General features: G+C 68.7%; 17 protein-coding genes and 1 tRNA gene. 8 read left to right on the plus strand and 10 right to left on the minus strand.

Annotated features, from left to right (window positions below; all coding sequences use genetic code 11):
• Position 1: 1 nt before the first annotated feature.
• The 6 genes from ACIA12_RS38605 to ACIA12_RS38630 form a co-directional block, all read right to left on the minus strand.
• Positions 2–1387, minus strand: a complete 1386-nt coding sequence (locus ACIA12_RS38605; RefSeq protein WP_396372424.1) for a homoserine dehydrogenase — start codon at positions 1385–1387, stop codon at positions 2–4.
• On the minus strand, positions 1384–2787 hold the full coding sequence (gene lysA / locus ACIA12_RS38610) for a diaminopimelate decarboxylase (protein WP_396372425.1): 1404 nt from the start codon (positions 2785–2787) through the stop codon (positions 1384–1386). The genes ACIA12_RS38605 and lysA overlap by 4 nt, the downstream gene beginning before the upstream one ends.
• Positions 2784–4445, minus strand: coding sequence for an arginine--tRNA ligase (gene argS, locus ACIA12_RS38615; RefSeq protein WP_396372426.1), 1662 nt, complete (start codon positions 4443–4445; stop codon positions 2784–2786). Before argS ends, lysA begins: the two co-directional genes overlap by 4 nt.
• Before the next feature lie 80 nt (positions 4446–4525).
• Positions 4526–5065 (minus strand): hypothetical protein, encoded by a 540-nt coding sequence (locus ACIA12_RS38620; RefSeq protein WP_396372427.1) that lies wholly within the window; start codon positions 5063–5065, stop codon positions 4526–4528.
• Between the two features lie 62 nt (positions 5066–5127).
• Positions 5128–5643: a hypothetical protein gene (locus ACIA12_RS38625; RefSeq protein WP_396372428.1), complete on the minus strand. Its 516-nt coding sequence runs from the start codon at positions 5641–5643 to the stop codon at positions 5128–5130.
• An 18-nt stretch (positions 5644–5661) separates the two neighbouring features.
• On the minus strand, positions 5662–5850 hold the full coding sequence (locus ACIA12_RS38630; RefSeq protein ID WP_396372429.1) for a PspC domain-containing protein: 189 nt from the start codon (positions 5848–5850) through the stop codon (positions 5662–5664).
• Positions 5851–6005: 155 nt separating this feature from the next.
• On the opposite strand from ACIA12_RS38630, the gene ACIA12_RS38635 reads away from it, so the two are divergent.
• Both ACIA12_RS38635 and ACIA12_RS38640 read left to right on the plus strand, forming a co-directional pair.
• Positions 6006–6077: transfer RNA gene (locus ACIA12_RS38635), tRNA-Arg, on the plus strand.
• A 100-nt stretch (positions 6078–6177) separates the two neighbouring features.
• Complete coding sequence (locus tag ACIA12_RS38640; protein WP_396372430.1) at positions 6178–7269, plus strand: serine hydrolase domain-containing protein; 1092 nt, start codon at positions 6178–6180, stop codon at positions 7267–7269.
• Here ACIA12_RS38640 and ACIA12_RS38645 read toward each other — a convergent pair.
• The gene (locus tag ACIA12_RS38645) at positions 7266–8177 is read right to left on the minus strand and encodes an AraC family transcriptional regulator N-terminal domain-containing protein (protein WP_396372431.1); all 912 of its coding nucleotides are present in this window, start codon (positions 8175–8177) and stop codon (positions 7266–7268) included. The two genes, ACIA12_RS38640 and ACIA12_RS38645, sit on opposite strands and share 4 nt — an antisense overlap.
• Positions 8178–8238: 61 nt before the next feature.
• On the opposite strand from ACIA12_RS38645, the gene ACIA12_RS38650 reads away from it, so the two are divergent.
• On the plus strand, positions 8239–9252 hold the full coding sequence (locus ACIA12_RS38650; protein WP_396372432.1) for an aldo/keto reductase: 1014 nt from the start codon (positions 8239–8241) through the stop codon (positions 9250–9252).
• Here ACIA12_RS38650 and ACIA12_RS38655 read toward each other — a convergent pair.
• Positions 9201–9893, minus strand: a complete 693-nt coding sequence (locus ACIA12_RS38655; RefSeq protein ID WP_396372433.1) for a hypothetical protein — start codon at positions 9891–9893, stop codon at positions 9201–9203. The two genes, ACIA12_RS38650 and ACIA12_RS38655, sit on opposite strands and share 52 nt — an antisense overlap.
• A 137-nt stretch (positions 9894–10030) precedes the next feature.
• On the opposite strand from ACIA12_RS38655, the gene ACIA12_RS38660 reads away from it, so the two are divergent.
• The 4 genes from ACIA12_RS38660 (at position 10031) to zwf (ending at position 16753) form a co-directional block, all read left to right on the plus strand.
• Positions 10031–12802 (plus strand): AAA family ATPase, encoded by a 2772-nt coding sequence (locus ACIA12_RS38660; RefSeq protein WP_396372434.1) that lies wholly within the window; start codon positions 10031–10033, stop codon positions 12800–12802.
• Between the two features lie 96 nt (positions 12803–12898).
• A complete protein-coding gene (locus ACIA12_RS38665) occupies positions 12899–14185 on the plus strand; it encodes an epoxide hydrolase family protein (RefSeq protein WP_396372435.1) in 1287 nt (428 codons plus the stop codon).
• A gap of 14 nt (positions 14186–14199) precedes the next feature.
• Positions 14200–15045 carry an alpha/beta fold hydrolase gene (locus tag ACIA12_RS38670; protein ID WP_396372436.1) on the plus strand — a complete coding sequence of 282 codons (846 nt, stop codon included), beginning with the start codon at positions 14200–14202 and terminating at the stop codon, positions 15043–15045.
• A gap of 196 nt (positions 15046–15241) precedes the next feature.
• Positions 15242–16753, plus strand: a complete 1512-nt coding sequence (zwf, locus tag ACIA12_RS38675) for a glucose-6-phosphate dehydrogenase (protein WP_396372437.1) — start codon at positions 15242–15244, stop codon at positions 16751–16753.
• Between the two features lie 48 nt (positions 16754–16801).
• Here zwf and ACIA12_RS38680 read toward each other — a convergent pair whose 3' ends face one another.
• Complete coding sequence (locus tag ACIA12_RS38680; protein WP_396372438.1) at positions 16802–17404, minus strand: TetR/AcrR family transcriptional regulator; 603 nt, start codon at positions 17402–17404, stop codon at positions 16802–16804.
• A gap of 107 nt (positions 17405–17511) precedes the next feature.
• Between ACIA12_RS38680 and ACIA12_RS38685 the strand changes: the two genes are divergently transcribed.
• Positions 17512–18261: an SDR family NAD(P)-dependent oxidoreductase gene (locus tag ACIA12_RS38685; protein ID WP_396372439.1), complete on the plus strand. Its 750-nt coding sequence runs from the start codon at positions 17512–17514 to the stop codon at positions 18259–18261.
• A gap of 246 nt (positions 18262–18507) precedes the next feature.
• Here the strand turns inward: ACIA12_RS38685 and ACIA12_RS38690 are convergent, their stop codons facing one another.
• The gene (locus tag ACIA12_RS38690; RefSeq protein ID WP_396372440.1) at positions 18508–19380 is read right to left on the minus strand and encodes an LLM class F420-dependent oxidoreductase; all 873 of its coding nucleotides are present in this window, start codon (positions 19378–19380) and stop codon (positions 18508–18510) included.
• Positions 19381–19431 lie beyond the last annotated feature (51 nt).

Here is a 19431-nt window from a genome sequence, read left to right on the forward strand (position 1 = left end):
TTCAATCCCCTTCGACCCGCATCACACTGCTGACCTCGCGGACGATCTCCATGTCGCGCAGGGCCTCCACGGTCGCGGAGAGTGCGGCGTCGGTGGCGGTGTGGGTGACGACGACCAGTTGGGCGTCGCCGCCGCGGCCTTCCTGCCGGACGGTCTGGATCGACACGCCGTGGTCGGAGAACGCGAGTGCCACCGCCGCCAGCACGCCGGCCTTGTCGGCCACGTCCAGCGACACGTGATAGCGAGTCCGGGTGGCACCCATCGGCCGGGCGGCCCGCTGGGTGTACGACGACTCGCCGACCCCCGGCACGCCCTTGAGCCGGTTGCGCGCGGCGGACACCAGATCCCCGAGGACAGCGCTGGCCGTCGGGGCGCCGCCGGCACCACGACCATAGAACATCAGCTGGCCGGCCGCTTTGGATTCCACGAAAACGGCGTTGTACGCGTCCCGCACCGAGGCCAGCGGGTGGCTCAGCGGGATCATCGCCGGATAGACCCGGGCGCCGACCGAGTCGTTCTCCTCGTCCAGCTCGCAGATCGCCAGGAACTTCACCACGCAGCCCATCTCGCGGGCCGACGCGATGTCCGTCGCGGACACCTCGGTGATGCCCTCGCGGTGCACGTCAGCGATGGAAACCCTTGTATGGAAGGCCAAACTCGCCAGCAGCGCGGCCTTGGCCGCGGCGTCGAAGCCTTCGATGTCGGCGGTCGGGTCGGCCTCGGCGTACCCGAGGGCCTGGGCCTCCTCGAGCGCCTCGTCGAAGCCGGCGCCGGTGGAGTCCATCTTGTCGAGGATGTAGTTCGTGGTGCCGTTGACGATGCCCATCACCCGGGTCACGTCGTCACCGGCCAGCGACTCGCGCAGCGGCCGCAGGATCGGGATCGCGCCGGCCACGGCGGCTTCGAAGTACAGGTCGCGCTCGTACTTCTCCGCGGCGGCGAACAGCGTCGGGCCGTCCTCGGCGAGCAGTGCCTTGTTGGCCGTGACGACGGAGGCGCCGTGCTCGAGCGCGGTGAGGATCAGGCTGCGAGCCGGCTCGATGCCGCCGATCACCTCGATCACCAGGTCGAGGTCACCGCGCGAGACGAGCGCCTGCGCGTCGGTGGTGACGAGGGCCGGATCGACCGCGATGTCTCGCGCCCGGCCGGCCCGGCGTACGGCGATGCCGGCGATCTCCAGCGGCGCGCCGACCCGGGCGGCGAGGTCGTCGGCCCGCTCGGTGAGGATCCGGACCACCTCGGTGCCGACGACGCCGCAACCCAGCAGCGCCACCTTCAACGGCCGCTGCCCTGACCCAGGCCCTTCCTTCAACGGCTCCGACAGCGGCTCCGTCGTCGACGACTCCGCCTTCAACGGCTCCGCAGGGGGTGCTGTGTTCTCGGTCATTCGGCCCCCATGTCCAGTGCAAGCATGTCGTCCTCGGTCTCGCGACGGACGACGACCCGCGTCTGCCCGTCCTTGACCGCGATCACCGGTGGCCGCGGTACGTGGTTGTAGTTGCTCGCCATCGACCGGCAGTACGCGCCCGTGCCCGGCACCGCGACCAGATCACCCGGCTTGACGTCGGCCGGCATGAACTCGTCCTTCACCACGATGTCGCCTGACTCGCAGTGCTTGCCGACCACCCGGGCCAGCGTCGGCCCGGCGTCGGAGTACCGGTTGGCCAGCGTGCAGGAGTAGTCGGCGTCGTACAGCGCGGTGCGGATGTTGTCGCTCATCCCGCCGTCGACGGAGACGTAGGTGCGGTAGGCATCGGCGTCGAGGTCGACCTCCTTGACCGTGCCGACCGAGTAGACCGTGCACATCGCCGGCCCGACGATCGCGCGGCCGGGCTCGATCGAGACCTTCGGCACCTCGACACCGTGCCCGCGGCACTCGTGCTCGACGATCTTGCCCATCTCGGTGGCCAGCTGCGCGGGGTCGGACGGATCGTCCTGGGTGGTGTAGGCGATGCCGAAACCGCCACCGAGGTCGAGCTCCGGCATGTCCACGCCGAGCTCGTCGGAAACCCTTGCGTGCAAGGCGATCACCCGCTTGGCGGCGACCTCGAAACCGGACGAGTCGAAGATCTGCGAGCCGATGTGCGAGTGCAGCCCGAGCAGCTCCAGCTCCGGCGCTTCGTTGATCCGGGCAACGGCTTCGTAGGCCGCCCCCGAGGTGATCGAGAAGCCGAACTTCTGGTCCTCGTGCGCGGTCGCGATGTACGCGTGGGTGTGCGCCTCGACGCCCGCGGTGACCCGGACCATCACCGGCGCGACCAGGCCGCGCTCCCTGGCCAGCTCGATCAGCCGGCTGATCTCGTGCCCGGAGTCGACGATGATCCGGCCGACGCCGGCCTCGAGTGCCCGGGCCAGCTCCTGCTCGGACTTGTTGTTGCCGTGGAACCCGAGTCGCTTGGGGTCGGCGCCTGCTCGCAGGGCGACGGCGAGCTCGCCACCGGAGCAGATGTCGAGGTTGAGCCCCTCCTCCATCACCCAGCGGACGACCGTCGTACAGAGGAAGGCCTTGCCCGCGTAGTAGACGTCGAAGTCCTTGAAACCGAGCTTGAAGGCGCGGGCCCGGGACCGGAAGTCGTCCTCGTCCAGCACGTACGCCGGGCTGCCGTGCTCGGCGACGAGCTCGCGCAGGTCGACGCCGCCGACCTCGAGCGCACCCTCGCCGTTCTTCTTGGCCGTGGTCGACCACAGCGAGGTGACGAGGTCGTTGGGGTCACGCGGCGCGCGCAGCCACGGGGGTGAGTTGTGGCCGAGGTCGGCGTGCAGCGTGCCCGCCTCGTGCGCCCTCACATCCGCTCCGGAGCGCTGACGCCGAGCAGGTCGAGCCCGTTGGCGAGGACGGTCCTGGTGGCGCCGACCAGGGTCAGGCGAGCCTTGTGCACCGGCTCGATCTCCTCGTCGCCGCGCGGAAGGACCCGGCAGACGTCGTAGAACTTGTGGAACGCCGAGGCGGTGTCCTCGAGGTAGCGGGCGACCCGGTGTGGCTCGCGCAGCTCGGCCGCGGTGGCGACCACGCGCGGGAAGTCGGCCAGCGCGCGGAGCAGGTCGCCCTCCTTCTCGTGGCTGAGCAGGCCGGGCTCGAACTCGTCCAGCTTGATCCCGAGCTCGTCGGCGTTGCGCAGGATCGAGGCGAGCCGGGCGTGCGCGTACTGCACGTAGTACACCGGGTTCTCGCTGACCTGGCGGGTCATCTCCTCGATGTCCAGGGTCAGCGGGGAGTCGACCGGGTAGCGGCACAACGTGTACCGCAGCGGGTCGACGCCGCTCTCCTCGACCAGCTCAGCGAGCGTCACGATCGTGCCCGCGCGCTTGGACAGCTTCATCTCCTCACCGTTCTTGAGGATCTTGACGAGCTGGCCGATCAGGATCTCGATGTTGTGCTCGGGGTCGTCGCCGGCACAGGCCGCGATCGCCTTCAGCCGGTTCACGTAGCCGTGGTGGTCGGCGCCGAGCAGGTAGATGCAGACCTCGAAGCCGCGCTCGCGCTTGTTCACGTAGTACGCCGCGTCAGAGGCGAAGTAGGTCGGGTCGCCGTTGGTCCGGATCAGCACCCGGTCCTTGTCGTCGGTGAAGTCGGTGGTGCGCATCCAGAGCGCGTCGTCCGCCTCGTACAGATGGCCCTGCTCGCGGAGCTTCTCGATCGCGTGGCCGACGCCGTCCTGCTGGTGCAGGCTGCGCTCCGACATCCAGACGTCGAACTTGGTCCGGAACTGGTCGAGCTGGTCCTGCTGCTCCTTGAGCTGCCGCTCGTACCCGGCCTCGCGGAAGGCGACCGACTGCTCGGCCTCGGGCAGCTCCTTGATCCCCGGCACCTCGGCGACGATCCGGGCAGCCAGGTCGTTGATGTACTCCCCGTGGTACCCGTCCTCCGGCACCGGTACGCCGTTGGCCGAGGCCATCAGCGAGGCGCCGAACTTGTCCATCTGGGCGCCCCGGTCGTTCACGTAGAACTCGCGGGTCACCTTGGCGCCGGCAGCGATCAGCACCCGGGCGAGCGCGTCGCCGACCGCGGCCCAACGGGTGTGGCCGAGGTGCAGCGGGCCGGTCGGGTTGGCGGAGATGAACTCCAGGTTGATCGGCTGGCCCTTGAGCGAGTCGCTCGACCCGTACGCCGGGCCGGCCTCGACGATCTGGGCCGCGATCTTGCCCTGGGCATCGGCCGCCACCCGGATGTTGATGAAGCCGGGGCCGGCGATCTCGACCGCCGTGATGGCATCGTCGTCCTGCAACTTGGCCGCCAGCAGCTCGGCCAGCTTGCGCGGATTGCCCAGGCTGGAGCGCTTGCCCAGCTGCATCGCGACGTTGGTCGCGTAGTCCCCGTGCTCGGGATTCTTGGGCCGCTCCACCTTGAGCTCACCAGGCAGGCCGCCCTCGACCGTCAACGTCCCGTCGTCGACGAGCGCGGTCAGGGCCAACAGAATCTTCTCAGCGAGCTGTTCCGGAGTCACCGGGCCAGCCTAATGGCCAGCCGCCCAAACCCTTGACTCAGTATCCACAGCCCGGTACGACGACGCTCCCAGGCGTCCGCTCAGGCGGGTTTGAGGCGGAGAACGGCCGTTTTGCCGGAGACGGCGACGGTGGTCACCTTGAGGTTGTTGAGGATGTAGCTCTGGCCGGGGCCCTGGGCGCTGGTGCTGAGGCTGCAGCAGCCACCCTGGGCGCTGTAGGCGACCGTGCCATCGCTCACGCGATCGATCTTCAGGGTGCTGGTGAAGCCCAGGGTGCTCCGCTTGACGGGGAGGCGGGTGCCGGTACGGACCGAGACCTCACAGCGGGAGTCGGCGCAGGCCTTGTAGTTGGTCCCGTCGGCTGCCTTGGGAAGGGGCTTGGCAGGCGGAGCCGTGGGCCTCGGCGGGATGGACGACTTGGGGGCAGCAGGCGTCGACGGGGTCGCGGTCGGCGTACTGGTGGTGTCCGGTGGCGGGGTGTCGCCGGGGCCTGGAGTGAGGGTGGCCGTGGGGCTTGGGGGTGTGGTGGCGGCCGTGCCCTTGTCGTCCGAGGAGCTGCCGCAGCCGGCCAGGGTGAGTGTGGCGACGACGGTCGCCACGAGCGCGAGCTTGGTGTCCATACCGGCAGTCAAGCGGGCCTTAGGGGATCTCAGGGGCGGTTGACTGCTTCCTGCCACTCAGGTCAGTGCTTCGCTTCGACCTGGACGACGCTTTCGCGGGGGAGCTTGGTGTCCCAGGCGGCCTTCTCGCCGTTGACGGTGACGGTCAGCGAGCCACAGGCGTCGGCCAGGCAGTGGTCGTCGTACCGGATGCCCCACAGGGTGAAGAACTGGTTCAGCGTCGGGCGCTCGGCCTTGGTCTTCGCCTCGACCCACAGCACTCCGTCGGTACCGTGCGTGTGCACCGCCGCCTGCTCGGCGCGGAGCCGGTCGACGCCGATGTCGGCCGGGATCTCGACCGGCTTGCCGTCGACCGTGACGGACAGCTTCAGCGTGTACGGCGCCGGGCCGCTGAAGTCGAGCGGCAACCGCTCCATCCCGGCCTTGTCGACGTACGAGACCGCGTCCCGTGGCGCGCTCCACGGGGGCGCGCTCGTCCTCAGCTCCGCCGGCCCGGGTTGCGCCGGACCGACCTGGCAGCCGCTCACCGCCGGTACCAGTGTCAGTGTGACGGCGACCACCAGCAGACCCGCTCTCATGAAGAGCAGGGTTTCATGTCACCTCTCGGACGGGATCAGCGCCCAGAGGATCGGGTAGATCAGGATCTGCGAGCCGGGGATGATGATGCAGCTGGCCACGAAGATGACCCGCATCGTGTTCGCCGAGACGCCGAACCGGCGCGCCAGACCCGCACAGACACCACCGACCATGCGGCCGTCGACCGGACGTACCAAAGAGCTGGCCATGAGTTGTTTTTCCTTTCGGTACTTGGGGTTACGCCCACTATGACGAGTCCAGTACCCAGCAAGATCCCTCCGCGCAGAAGACCCAGGGATCGACCAGGGTCTCCCCCGGTGCAAACCTGGGCCAAAATTCCTGCTAATGTTCTGCTCGTTCCTGAGCCCCCGTAGCTCAGGGGATAGAGCACCGCCCTCCGGAGGCGGGTGCGCAGGTTCGAATCCTGCCGGGGGCGCCGACGCAAGAAGCCCGTGACCTGACTGGTCACGGGCTTTCGTGCTTCTCACCGAACAAACCGGTTGGTGGACGGGCCGAAGCCGCGTTTGATGGGTCTCATGGGTGAGGTTGAGGGGATCTGCGACGCGCGATTCGGGGCGGTCAGGGATGCGTTTGTGGCGTCGCTGGACGACAAGGACGTGGGGGCGTCGGTTGCGGTTTATCTGGGTGATGAGCCGGTGGTCGATCTGTGGGGCGGGTACGCCGATGTGGAGCGCACCCGGCCGTGGGAGCGGGACACGATCACCTGTGTCTTCTCGACCACGAAGACGATGAGTGCCCTGTGTGCGTTGGTGCTTGCGGATCGCGGCGTACTCGACCTGGACGCACCAGTGGCGAAGTACTGGCCCGAGTTCGCGACGATGGGCAAGGAGAAGGTGCTGGTCAGGCACGTGCTCGGGCACACCGCGGGATTGGCCGCCTGGAGCGAGCCGTTGCGGACCGAGCAGCTCTACGACTGGTCGACTCTCACCAGCCTGCTGGCCGAGCAGGCGCCGAGCTCGCCGCCCGGGACGGTCGGTGCCTACCACGCGGTCACCCAGGGATATCTGATCGGCGAGGTCGTCCGCCGCGCGACCGGACGCAGCCTCGGCACCTTCTTCGCCGAGGAGGTCGCCGGGCCGCTCGGGGCGGACTTCCACCTCGGGTTGCCGGCCGAGCACGACCACCGGATCGCTCCGCTCATCCCTGCGACGACCAGAGCGCCGGAGCTGGAGGCGGCCGGGCCCGGCAATCCGCCGATACCGGCCGAGATCGCCAATACCGAGGCGTGGCGGCGGGCTGAGATCCCGTCGGCGAACGGGTTCGGCAATGCGCGGTCGGTGGCGGCCGTGCAGTCCGTGCTGGCCTGTGGTGGTGAGGCTCGTGGGGTGCGGTTGCTGTCGGCGGCCGGTGCCGAGCGGGTGCTGGAGCAGCAGTTCTCCGGTGAGGACGAGGTGCTTGGCCGGCGGGTGCGGTACGGGATGGGCTATGCGCTGTTGCAGAGCCGCACCTGTAGCTGGGGTGGTTGGGGCGGCTCGCTGGTCATGGTCGACCTCGAGGCCCGTCTCACCGTCGCCTACGTGATGAACCAGATGCTGGAGGAAGACGTGCTGGGGGATGACCGGGGGCTGAGCATGGCGTTCGCAGCCTATGAAGGCCTCATGTCTTAAGGGGTTCGGTCCTCGGCCGGCGTACGCCCGAAGGCCTTGTGGTACGTCCGGGTGAAGTGGGCCGGGCTGGTATAGCCGACCTGGTACGCGACCTCGGCGGCCGTCAGCGGCTGGGTGCGAAGCAGCACCCTGGCCTCCTGCAGCCGTAGCTGCTTCTGGAACTGGATCGGCGTCATCGAGGTCGCGGCCAGGAAGTGCCGATGGAAGGTCGACACGCTCATCCCGGCCAGCTCCGCCAGCTCGGCCACCCGGATCGGCTCGTTGTGGTGCCGGCGAATCCAGCGGATCGCGTCCGAGATGTGGGCGAGCATGCCGTCGGCCAGCCCGATCTGCTGGACCAGCGCGCCCTGGTCGCCGAGGAGCAGCCGCCACAGGATCTCGCGCCGGATGCCCGGCCCCAGCACCCGTACGTCGTCCGGCCGGTCGGCGATCCGCAGCAGCCGGACGACCGGATCGAGCAGGTCGTCCGTCGCGTCGCTGACCACCATGCCGCCGTACTGCGGTGGCCGGGCCGGCGTCTCGAGCAGCAGCGGCGCGATCTCCAGCGGATCGAGCCGGATGCTGACCACGGCGAACGGCTCGTCCGGGCTCGCCTTCAGCGCCTGGCCGATCACCGGCAGGTCCAGCGAGGTGACCAGGAACTGCCCGGCACTGTATTCGTAGGCGACCCCGTTGAGCAGCGTCAGTTTGACGCCTGAGGCAACAATCGCGACCGACGGCTCGGCCACGCCGGCGGTCAGCTCGGTCGGCGCGTCGACCCTGCTGACCTGTACGCCGTCCAGCAGGTGCCGGCTGTGCCCGCGCTGCCCGGCGGCGTGCCGCAGGATCAGCGTCCGGAGCTCTTCGAGCAGGTCCACTCCCCCAGTGTCCTCCGAAGTCGCCAGGATCGCGCAAGCCGGCGCCAGCATCAGGCTCACACCTCCCCGCCGACCGGTGGTCTGATCGAGGTATCGACAGAAAGGCATTCCCATGAACCGCAGAATTCTCGGCGGCACCGGCATCTCGGTCAGCGATCTCAGCCTCGGCGCGATGATGTTCGGCGCGATGGGCAACCCGGACCACGAGGACTCGGTCCGGATCATCCACAGCGCCCTCGACGCCGGCATCAACCTGATCGACACCGCTGACGTCTACTCCGCCGGTGAGTCCGAGGAGATCGTCGGTACGGCGATCAAGGGCCGGCGCGACGACGTCGTGCTGGCCAGCAAGTTCGGCCTGCCGATGGGTACCGACCCGAACCAGCGCGGCGCGTCCCGCCGGTGGATCATCCAGTCGGTCGAGAACAGCCTGCGCCGGCTCGGCACCGACCACCTCGACCTGTACCAGCTCCATCGCCCGGACCACGACACGGATGTGGCCGAGACGCTGGCTGCCCTGTCGGACCTCGTCCAGGCGGGCAAGATCCGGGCGTTCGGGTCGTCGATGTTCCCGGCCGAGACCATCGTCGAGGCTCAGTGGGCCGCGGAGCGGCGGAGTACGCACGGGTTCCTGACCGAGCAGCTCATGTACTCGATCTTCACCCGGCGCCCGGAGGCCAGCGTCTTCCCGGTGGCCCAGCGGCACAACCTCGGCGTACTGACCTTCAGCCCGCTCAATGGCGGCTGGCTGTCCGGTCGGGCGGACCTGCTGTCGTCGCACCGAGCGTCGACGCGGCCGAACCACTACGACCCCACCACTGTGACCGGTGCCGCGAAGGCGGCCGCGGTCGGCAAGCTCAGCGCACTGGCCGCCGAGGCCGGGATGACGCTGCCGCAGCTGGCCATCGCGTTCGTCCGGGCGCACCCGGCGGTGACGTCGGTACTGATCGGCCCGCGCACCCAGGAGCAACTCGACAGCCTGCTGCCGGCCGCAGAGCTCGACCTGTCCGCCGATGTGCTCGACCGGATCGACGAGATCGTCCCGCCCGGCACCGAGCTGGACCCGGCCGACAACTACAACGCCACCCCACCGGCGATCGAGCACGCCCACCTACGCCGCCGCTGACCCACGGCCAGGCCCAGGACAAGTAGGACGACCAGGGATCCGGCGACGTACCAAGGCCAGGTGGGTTTGGTGTGGCCGTAGACGGTGACGACCTGTCCCTGGCCGGGGATGGCAGTCAGGTTGGCCGGGGCAAGGACGAGGTCGGAGGAGGAGATGAGTTCGTTGGTGCTGCGGAACTCCTTCAGATCGGCATACGTCCGGCCGGTCTCGTCGATTGCCTGACCACCCGCAAGATAGACGGTGAACAGCTCCAGCGAGCCGTCCTTGTGTTTCACGATGAGCACCCGGGCGTTGAGCTTGCCGCCGAGGCGTTCAGCGGTCCCCGCGGCCGCTGTGCTCGGAGTACACGAGGTGTCGAAGTACCCGCCGCTGCGGCTGTCCTGTCCGTCGTTGCTGCACGGGAAGGCCAGCATCAGGCGGGCCTGCAACTGGTCCACCGTGTAGTACGCGGCGAAGTTGGCCATCCGGTCTTCGCTGGAGCCACCGGTGCTGGGGAAGCGGTCGTTCTTGACGTCAGTGGACTTGAGGTATTCACCCAGCAGGTTGGGGGCAGGGTCCGGTCCATCGTGCGCGCCGCAGCCGGACGCGGTGACGGCGAGGGCCGCAAGGACGAGAGCCAGGAAGCTGTGCCGAAGCTGCATGCGCAAGAGCCTAGGTCTGGCTGAGTGGTGTGCGGCTGCGCTGGCCTGATGCTGTCACCCGGGCGCCCTGTGAAGGGCTGATGAAGGTCTTACCAGGCGCGCCTTGACCTTTGTCCTGCCATGCCACACTCAGCACTGTGCGGACACTTCTCGGGCGGACGGCGGAGCAGGAACGGCTGAGCGCGCTTGTTGCCGGGATCACCGAGTTCGGTGGCGCCCTGGTGATCCGCGGCGCCGCCGGCATCGGGAAGTCCGCACTGGCCGCCGAGGCCGCCGCCCAAGCCAGAGCGGCCGGTGCGAAGGTCTTGTCCGTCACCGGCTCGGAGTCCGAGCAGAACTTCCCGTACGCCGGCCTGCACCAGCTACTGCATCCCGTGCGGAAGGGAATCGACGCCCTCCCGGGATCGCAACGCGAAGCCCTCCGAATCGCGCTCTGCCTCGCCGATGGCGACATCCCAGACCTCTACCTGGTTGGAATGGCAGCGCTCAACCTGCTCTCCGACACCGGTACTCCGCTCCTGCTCCTGGCCGAGGACGCCCACTGGCTCGACCAGGCGAGCGCCGACGTGCTCGCCTTCGTGGCGCGCCGGCTGGACTCGGAGCCGATCGTGCTGATCGCCACCGTCCGCGACGGCATCCCCAGCCAGCTCGACGCCGAACTCCCGTCCCTCCACGTCGAGCCGCTCACCGATGAGGTCGCCTCGGCCCTGCTCGACGAGGTCGCCCCGGCGCTGGGGCCACCCGTCCGCGACCGATTGCTGGCCGAGGCGGCAGGCAACCCACTCGCCTTGACCGAGCTACCTGCCACAATCCAGGCAGACTCGTTGCTGAAGGCCACATTGCCACTGAACACGAGACTGGAGCACGCCTTCGGCGCAAGGATCTCGACGCTCCCGGCCGACACCCGGATGTGCCTGTTGGTTGCCGCACTCAACGACCGCGGCTCGCTCACCGAGATGTACGAAGCCGCGAGCGCCGCGCGGGCCGGCACCCCGGTCGACATCGAGACACTCACGCCGGCCATCGAGGCCGGGCTGATCGAGGCCGGTCCGATCGGCTCCGGGTCGAGCGGGACCGGGTCGAGCGGGACCGGGCGAGGATGGGCCGCAGGCAGTCGGTTGGTTTTTCGGCATCCGTTGGTGCGGTCGGCGATCGTCCAGACCGCCGGCGTCGCCGAGCGGCAGGCGGCTCATCGGGCGTTGGCCGACGAGTTGGTGAAGGATCCGGAGCGGCGGGCCTGGCATTTGGCGGCGGCGGCTCAGGCGCCTGACGAGAGCATCGCGAGCACACTCACCAAGGCGGCCGAGCGGGCGCGGTACCGGGGTGGGGTTGGGGCGGCTATCGCGGCGTTGGAGGAGGCTGCGCGGCTGAGTGAGAGTGCCGAGTCGCGTGCTGATCGGCTGCTCCGGGCGGCTGATCTGAGCGTCGAGGCGGGACGGCCCGACCTCGTGGAGCGGCTGCTCACCGAAGCGTCCAGAGAGGATCTGTCGTTTCAGCATCAGGCTCGGGCGACCTGGATCCGGAGCAGTTTCGATGATGGGCTGGTCGACGACACGGCGGGGCCGATCGAGCTGGCCAAGCTGGCGCGTTCGGTCTACGAGGACGGCGATCTCGATCTCGCGATGCGGATCCTGTGGGGTGCCGGGATGCGCTGCTTCTGGGCTGAGCCCGGCGCCGAGGCACGCCAGCATCTGCTCGACGTCGCCGACAGCCTCCCGCTCGACGAACACGACCCCCGGCTGATCGCGATCCTCGCCTACGTCGCACCGATCGAGCGCGGCAAGGCGGTCGCGGCCGGACTGATGGAGCTGGCCGGGCAGACCGGCGGCGACCCGGAGGTCGAGCGATTCCTCGGCAGCGCCGCCCTGCAGATCGGCGCCTTCGAGCTGTCAGCCAGGTTCTCGGCATCCGCAGCGGCCGGCCTCCGGACGCAGGGCCGCCTCGGCCTGCTGGCCCGCGCCCTAGCCGTACACGCCTGCAGCGCCACCCGCCTGGGCAACCTCGACGTCGCACTGCCGGCAGCCGAGGAAGCGGCCCGGCTCGCGCAGGAGACGCACCAGACCTTCATGTACGGCTTCGCGCTGTCCGCCCAGGCCGAGATCGCAGCCCTCCGCGGCCTGTACGCCGAAGCCGCCGTGCTGATCGCCGAGGCGGAGCAGGTGGCTCTCGCCGCGGGTGCCCGGCCGATCCTCGCCACTGTCCAACTGGCCCGCGGCCTGTCCGCCCTGGGCGAGGGCCGCCACGCCGACGCGTTCGCCGACCTGCACCGCGTCTTCGACCTCACCGAACCGTCGTACCAGCTAGCCCTGCGCTGCTACCTGATCGCCGACCTGACCGAGGCTGCGATCCGCTGTGGTCAGGAGGACGCAGCACGCAAGATCATCCGGAGACTGGAGAAGGACGCGCAGCAGACCGGCTCCCCCTCGCTGCACATCGGCCTGCGCTACGCCCGCGCCGCACTGGCGAGTGACGACGACGCGGAGAAGCTCTTCCTGGCCGCGCTGGCCAGTGACCTCACCGGCTGGCCGCTGGAGCGCGGGCGACTCCACCTGGCGTTCGGCGAGTGGTTGCGCCGCCACCGGCGCGCAGCGGAGTCGCGTGTCCACCTGCGAGCAGCACGCGAGACCTTCGACGCGCTAGGCCTGATCCCCTGGAGCGAGCGAGCCCGCAGCGAGCTACGCGCCGCCGGAGAGACCAGCCCTCGCCGTACGCCGGATGCGCGCGAGCAACTCACCCCGCACGAGCTGAGCATCGCCCAACTCGCCGCCGAGGGCCTGACGAACCGCGAGATCGGCCAGCGGCTCTACCTCTCGCACCGGACAGTCAGCACCCACCTGCACCGGATCTTCCCGAAGCTCGGCATCACCTCGCGCGGCGATCTGCCAGCCGTACTGCGCTCGACCGGGTGACGTACACCGTCAGCGTCACCTGACGGGCGCGGCGCACGGCAGGCCACTCCTAGGTTGCTAGGCGTAAGTGCGCTGACTACCCGTAGGAGACATCCCATGCCCGAACAACCGTCGCGGCGGACCTTCCTCGCCACCTCAGCCGCTGCAGTCACAGTGGCCTCCACCGGAGTCCTCTCCAGCACGGAGGCGCTGGCCGGCCCCGAAGCAGCAGCAACGGACACCGCCATTCGGAAGTACCGGGTGAACGTACCCGACCATGTGCTCACCGACTTGCGGCACCGGATCAAGGCCACCCGCTGGCCCGCCAAGGAGACAGTCGCCGACCAGTCCCAGGGCGTCCAGCTCGCCAAGCTCCAAGAGCTCGTCCACTACTGGGGGACGCGCTACGACTGGCGCAAGGTCGAGCGGAGGCTGAACGCGCAGCCGCAGTTCGTCACCAGGATCGACGGCCTCGACATCCACTTCACCCACGTCCGTTCCAAGCATGCGAACGCACTGCCCCTGATCATCACGCACGGCTGGCCCGGCTCGATCCTCGAGCTGCAGAAGGTGATCGGTCCCCTCACCGATCCCACCTCGTACGGCGGCCGCGCGGCGGACGCGTTCCACCTGGTCATCCCGTCGATGCCCGGCTACGGATTCTCCGAGCGGCCGACGGCGAAGGGCTGGAACGCGGACCGGATCGGCCTGGCCTGGGACGTACTGATGAAGCGACTGGGCTACTCGAAGTACGTGTCGCAGGGCGGCGACTGGGGCGCGGTCGTCTCGGACAAGATGGCGCGCCGGGCGTTCCCGGGGCTGCTCGGCATCCACGTGAACATGCCGGCCACGGTGCCGCCGGACGTGGCGAAGGCGCTCAACGACGGCGACCCCGCGCCGGCTGGGCTCGGTCCGGTGGAGAAGAAGGCCTTCGACACGTTGAGGACCTTCTACACGCTGAACACCGGGTACTCCGCGATGATGGCGACCCGGCCGCAGACGCTCGGCTACGGCCTGACCGACTCGCCGGCCGGGCTGGCCGCGTGGATGTACGACAAGTTCGCGCAGTGGACCTACAGCGGCGGCGACCCGGAGCGGTCACTGACCAAGGACGAGATGCTCGACGACATCACGCTGTACTGGGTCACCAACACCGCAGTGTCGTCGTCGCAGCTCTACCTGGAGAACGGCGAGAACAACTTCAACGCCGTCGACATCTCCATCCCGGCCGCGATCACCGTCTTCCCCGGCGAGATCTACCAGACCCCGCGCAGCTGGGCCGACCGGGCCTACCACGACCTCATCTACTTCAACGTGGTCGACAAGGGCGGCCACTTCGCTGCCTGGGAAGAGCCCGAGCTGTTCAGCCGCGAGCTCCGCGCCGCCTTCCGTTCCCTGCGATGAGAGGACTGTTACCCATGATCAGCAGAAGGACTTTCGGCAAGGTGGTCGGCGCTGGCGCCGCCGCGGCGGCCGTAGTACCAAACATTGCTTCAGCAGCACCTGCTGCTGTTGGTGGGCTCGGGCGACTGCGGCATGTGCAGACCGACCTGCTTGATATCGCGTACTACGAGTCCGGCCCGGCCGACGGACGCGTGGTGCTGCTCGGGCACGGTTGGCCGTACAGCCCGTATGCGTTCACGCATGTGGTACCCGAGCTGGTGCGGGCCGGGTACCGGGTGCTCACGCCGTTCTTGCGGGGGCACGGGGAGACGACGTTCCTGTCGGCCGACACCTTCCGCTCCGGGCAGCAGGCAGCGCTCGGGTCGGACTGGATCGCCTTCATGGACGCGCTACAGATCCCGCGAGCGATCTTTGCGGGCTACGACTGGGGTGGTCGCGGCCTGTGCGTCGCCGCTGCGCTCTGGCCCGAGCGGTGCGTCGCACTGGTCTCGGTGAACAGCTACCTGGTCCAGAACCTCGACCCCAAGCTCGCAGTGATCCCAGCGGCTCCGGCCGTCGAGGCCGCTCAGTGGTACTTCGACTACTTCACCACCGAGCGCGGCAAGAACGGCCTGACCCAGAATCGCAAGGAGATCGCCCGGGTCGTCTGGACCAAGAACTCCCCCACCTGGGACTACACGGAGGCCGACCTCGACCGGGCCGCCTCCCTGATGACCAACCCGGACTACGTCGCCGTCGTCCTGCACGTGTACCGCCATCGGCGGCTGACCGAGCCCGGCGACCCCCGGTACGACGCACTGGAGGCCCAGCTTCGCAAGCAGCCGCCGATCACGGTCCCCGCCGTCACGCTCGATGGCTAAGACGACGGCAACTTCCCATGGACGGATGGCAAACCCTCGGCCTTCCACTTCACGGGTCCCCGGGTGCATCACGTAGTACGGGGTGCTGGGCACAACCTGCCCCAGGAGAAGCCGAAGGCGTTCGTGCAGGCGATCTTCGAGGCGGCGCGCCTACACTGATCAAGGTTTGCCGCGTCGTCCGTAGGAGGACCTGAGAATGCCCGATTCACGTACCCAGACGATCGCCTATCCTGCGCCGGGCGCGCGGCCGTCGCGGCGTGATCTGGAGCCGCTCGCGCCGCACGTGATCGTGCTGTTCGGAGCCACCGGTGACCTGGCCAAGCGCAAGCTGCTGCCGGGGCTGGCGTACCTGCAGCAGTCGCGGTTCGCACCCGACGTGCGGATCATCGGGACGGCGATGGAGGAGCTGACCTCGGACGAGTTCCGCGCCCGGGCCCGGCTCGCGGTGGACACCTATGGCACGCACAAGATCACCGAGGACGAGTGGGACCAGTTCTCGCAGCGTCTGGAGTACGTCTCGACCAAGGAGGGGCCCGACGCGCTCGCCGCCGCGGTGAAGGCGGCGGAGACCGCGCTCGGGCCGGACGCCTGCCGGCTGCACTACCTGTCCGTACCACCGAAGGCGGCCCACTCGGTGATCCAGATGCTGCGCGACGCGCACCTGGTCGAGCGGGCGCGGGTGGTCATGGAGAAGCCGTTCGGCGACAACCTGCAGTCGGCGATCGCGCTGAACGACTTCGTGCACGAGACCTTCGACGAGTCGCAGATCTTCCGGATCGACCACTTCCTCGGCAAGGAGGCGGCGCAGAACATCCTCGCCTTCCGGTTCGCCAACGGGCTGTTCGAGCCGATCTGGAACCGCAACTTCATCGACCACATCCAGATCGACATCCCCGAGTCGCTCGGGCTGGACCAGCGGGCCACCTTCTACGAGCCGACCGGCGCGTTCAAGGACATGGTGGTCACGCACGTCCTGCAGGTGCTCGCGTTCGTCGCGATGGAGCCGCCGACGGCGCTGGAGCCGCGGGCGATCTCGGAGGAGAAGAACAAGGTCTTCCGGTCGATGCTGCCGATCCAGCCCAGCGATGTGGTTCGCGGCCAGTACGGCGGCTATCGCAGCGAGGAGGGCGTCGCGCCGGACTCCGACACCGAGACGTTCATCGCGATGAAGGTCGGGATCGACAACTGGCGCTGGGCGGGCGTGCCGTTCTACCTGCGGACCGGCAAGAAGATGGCCGAGGGGATGCGGATCATCTCGATCGCCTTCAAAGAAGCGCCGAAGACGATGTTCCCGGCCGGCTCCGGCGTCGGGGCGCAGGGGCCGGACCACCTGACGTTCGACCTGGCGGACTCGTCGCGGGTGTCGTTGTCCTTCTACGGCAAGCGGCCCGGGCCGGGAATGCGGCTGGAGAAGCTGTCGATGCAGTTCTCGACGCAGGAGACGGAGACGGCGGGCGACGTACTGGAGGCGTACGAGCGGCTGATCCTGGACGCCATGCGCGGTGACCATACGTTGTTCACGACGGCTGAGGGCATCGAGTCGCTGTGGGAGAACTCGACGCTGCTGCTGGAGGATCCGCCGCCGGTGAAGACGTACGCGCCCGGCACCTGGGGACCGAACGCGATCCACCAGCTGATCGCGCCGCACGCCTGGCGACTCCCCTTCGAACGCGAATGGCGCGAAGGCAAGCCGGTCTCGGAGGACTAGCTGCTGGGACTCGCTCCGAGGGCTAGCTGCGCGGACTCGCTCCGAGGACTAGCTTCGGGGGCGGCGGAGGCCGTCGAGTGCTTCGGTCAGGGCGTCTTCGAGGTAGCTGAGGCGGTTGGTCGACTGCAGCAGGGTCGCGCCGCCGGTGACGGCCGCGAGGATCGCGTTGGCCGCCTTCAGTACGTCGACGCGCGCGTCGATCTCGCCCGAGTCCTTCAGCGCCTGCACACCCTTCGCCAGGTAGCCGGCCCACTCGTCGGTCAGCCCGTCGATGATCTCGCGGGTGGTGGCCGGGTCCGCCGTACCGAGCTGGGCGGTCAGCGCGGACAACGGGCAGGCCGCGCGTTGCGCGTCGTAGATCTGGATCACGCGGCGGCGCCAGGCCTGCCATTTGCGCCAGGTGGTGAGGTCGCCGAGCTGTGGCAGCTGGTCGGCGATCACCTGCTCCGCTTCGTACCGGGCGACGGCGACCAGGAGGTCGCCCTTGCCGTCGGGGAAGTAGTGGAAGAGCTGGCTCTTGCTCGTCGCGGTGGACGCGCGGATGTCGTCGAGCCCGACGTTGGCGACCCCACGCTCACGGATGAGCTGCGCGGCGCCTTCGACGATCCGCTGCCGGGTGGCGGCGCCCTTGGCGGTCAGAACTCGCTCCATACCGCCCACCCTAGCGCGCCGTGGGTTGGCTCACACTGGACTCAGCAGTCCATTTTGAATGCTATTCTGGACCCAGCAGTCCATTCTTAGCTGTTGAGGAGAATCTCATGCGGTTGGCAGGCAAGACGGCACTGGTCACCGGTGCCACCAGCAACATCGGACGCGCGATCGCCGTCGCGCTGGCCGCCCAGGGCGCCCACGTGGTCGTTGCCGGCCGCAACAAGTCCCGGGGCGACGAGGTGGTCGCCGAGATCCGCACCGCAGGCGGCGCAGCCGATTTCGTGGCGGTCGACCTGGACGGTTCGAAAGCGGCGGCGGGCGCGTTGGCCGAGGAAGCGACTCGGTTGCTCGGTGGGCGGATCGACGTACTGGTGAACAACGCGGGCGCGATCGACGGTGGGGCGACGGTCGATACCGATGAGGCGACCTTCGATCAGGTCTTCGCGGTCAACGTCAAGTCCCCGTACTTCCTGACGGCGGCGATCGCCCCGGCGATGGCAGCCGCGGGTGGCGGCGCGATCATCAACCTCGGCTCCTGGGTAGCCCGCCTGGGTATCCCGATCGGCGCCGTCTACGCCGCCTCGAAGGGCGCGCTGGAGACGTTGACCCGCGCCTGGTCAGCCGAGTTCGGGCCTTCCGGCGTACGGGTGAACGCCATCTCCCCCGGCGTCGTCCACACCGACCCGAACCACCCAGCGACGGCGATGATGGCCGGTACGCCGTACGGCCGAATCGGCGCACCGGAAGCCATCGCCCAAGCAGCCGTCTACCTCGCCAGCGACGAAGCATCCTTCATCCACGCCACCGTCCTCGACGTAGACGGCGGCCGAATCGGCGCAGCAGTAATCGCAAACTAACCCCCCACAACCACGCACTCGACCCGACTGCGGCAAGCCCACATCATGTGGGCATGAACACCTAGCGGTGACCTTGAACAAGGTGTGCCCTGTCCAAGCCCGCCGTTTCCTGTTCAAGCCCACATGATGTGGGCTTGCCACAGTCGGCAGGTCAGAAGCTGTTCGGGCTGAAGCTGGCGATGCAGCATCCACCAATCACCGCGCGCCGAGCCGGCACCTGGGCCGGCTCGGCTGGGTGGGTGGTTGTCAGAATGCTGCGGCCGCGGGGATGACGTCCGTGCCGATGCGTTCTACTGCTTCGAGGTCGGGGAGCTGGGGGATGCCACCGATGGCGACATCGAAGCCGAGGGTGTGGAGTCGGCCCAGTTCGTCGATCAGTTCCTGGGTCTTCTCGCCGTTCGGGCCGGTGTCGAGGGTTTGGTAGACGGTTTTGGTGATCTCGGCGTAGTCGCGGCCGACGTCCTCGCAGTGTTGTTTGAGGACGTCGAGCTTGTGCTCGAGGTCGGGGGTGTTGAAGAGGTTGCAGGACTGCGCGTACTGCGCGACCAGGCGGAGCGTCTTCTTCTCTCCCCCGCCGCCGACCATGATCGGCGGGTGCGGCCTGCTGAGCGCCTGCGGGACGTTCAGCAGCCGCTCAGCCTGGTAGTGCTTGCCCTCGAACGGCTTGTCCTCGTCGCTCCACATCTGCTGCAGGTACCGGAGCGTCTCCTCCAGCCGCTCGAACCGCTCGGCGACGGGCGGGAAGTCGAAGCCGAGCCCGCGCGACTCCTCCTCGTTCCAGCCGGCGCCGATGCCGATCATCGCGCGGCCGCCGGACAGTACGTCGAGCGTCGTCACCGCCTTCGCCAGCAGACCGGGGTGACGGTAGTGCACGCCGGAGATCAGCGTGAAGAGCTTGACCCGCTCGGTATGCCCGGCCAGAAAGCCGAGCGTCGTGTAGGCCTCGAGCATGTCGTTCTCGGCAGGTCCGACACCGCGGATCTGGAAGAAGTGGTCCATCACCGCCAAGTGGCTGAAACCGGCCCGATCGGCGGTCTCGGCCACGGCGGCGAGTTCGGAGCCGAGCGCGGCGGCGCCGTTCGGCCAGGTGAAGTCAGGAATCTGCAGACCGATGTCCATCGAGGATCCTTCCGGGGACGTTTCCTCCAGCCAACACCCCGGACCGGCCTC

The organism is Kribbella sp. NPDC051620, assembly GCF_044453825.1.
Taxonomy (GTDB): domain Bacteria; phylum Actinomycetota; class Actinomycetes; order Propionibacteriales; family Kribbellaceae; genus Kribbella.

Excerpts from the sequence above, each read along its gene's own strand:
- ACIA12_RS38670 (WP_396372436.1), top strand. The coding sequence starts at position 14,200 with ATGATCAGCAGAAGGACTTTCGGCAAGGTGGTCGGCGCTGGCGCCGCC.
- ACIA12_RS38625 (WP_396372428.1), bottom strand. The coding sequence starts at position 5,643 with ATGAGAGCGGGTCTGCTGGTGGTCGCCGTCACACTGACACTGGTACCG.
- zwf (WP_396372437.1), top strand. The coding sequence starts at position 15,242 with ATGCCCGATTCACGTACCCAGACGATCGCCTATCCTGCGCCGGGCGCG.
- ACIA12_RS38630 (WP_396372429.1), bottom strand. The coding sequence starts at position 5,850 with ATGGCCAGCTCTTTGGTACGTCCGGTCGACGGCCGCATGGTCGGTGGT.
- ACIA12_RS38680 (WP_396372438.1), bottom strand. The coding sequence starts at position 17,404 with ATGGAGCGAGTTCTGACCGCCAAGGGCGCCGCCACCCGGCAGCGGATC.
- ACIA12_RS38655 (WP_396372433.1), bottom strand. The coding sequence starts at position 9,893 with ATGCAGCTTCGGCACAGCTTCCTGGCTCTCGTCCTTGCGGCCCTCGCC.
- ACIA12_RS38645 (WP_396372431.1), bottom strand. The coding sequence starts at position 8,177 with ATGCTGGCGCCGGCTTGCGCGATCCTGGCGACTTCGGAGGACACTGGG.
- ACIA12_RS38685 (WP_396372439.1), top strand. The coding sequence starts at position 17,512 with ATGCGGTTGGCAGGCAAGACGGCACTGGTCACCGGTGCCACCAGCAAC.
- ACIA12_RS38620 (WP_396372427.1), bottom strand. The coding sequence starts at position 5,065 with ATGGACACCAAGCTCGCGCTCGTGGCGACCGTCGTCGCCACACTCACC.
- ACIA12_RS38650 (WP_396372432.1), top strand. The coding sequence starts at position 8,239 with ATGAACCGCAGAATTCTCGGCGGCACCGGCATCTCGGTCAGCGATCTC.
- ACIA12_RS38690 (WP_396372440.1), bottom strand. The coding sequence starts at position 19,380 with ATGGACATCGGTCTGCAGATTCCTGACTTCACCTGGCCGAACGGCGCC.
- ACIA12_RS38665 (WP_396372435.1), top strand. The coding sequence starts at position 12,899 with ATGCCCGAACAACCGTCGCGGCGGACCTTCCTCGCCACCTCAGCCGCT.
- ACIA12_RS38640 (WP_396372430.1), top strand. The coding sequence starts at position 6,178 with ATGGGTGAGGTTGAGGGGATCTGCGACGCGCGATTCGGGGCGGTCAGG.
- ACIA12_RS38605 (WP_396372424.1), bottom strand. The coding sequence starts at position 1,387 with ATGACCGAGAACACAGCACCCCCTGCGGAGCCGTTGAAGGCGGAGTCG.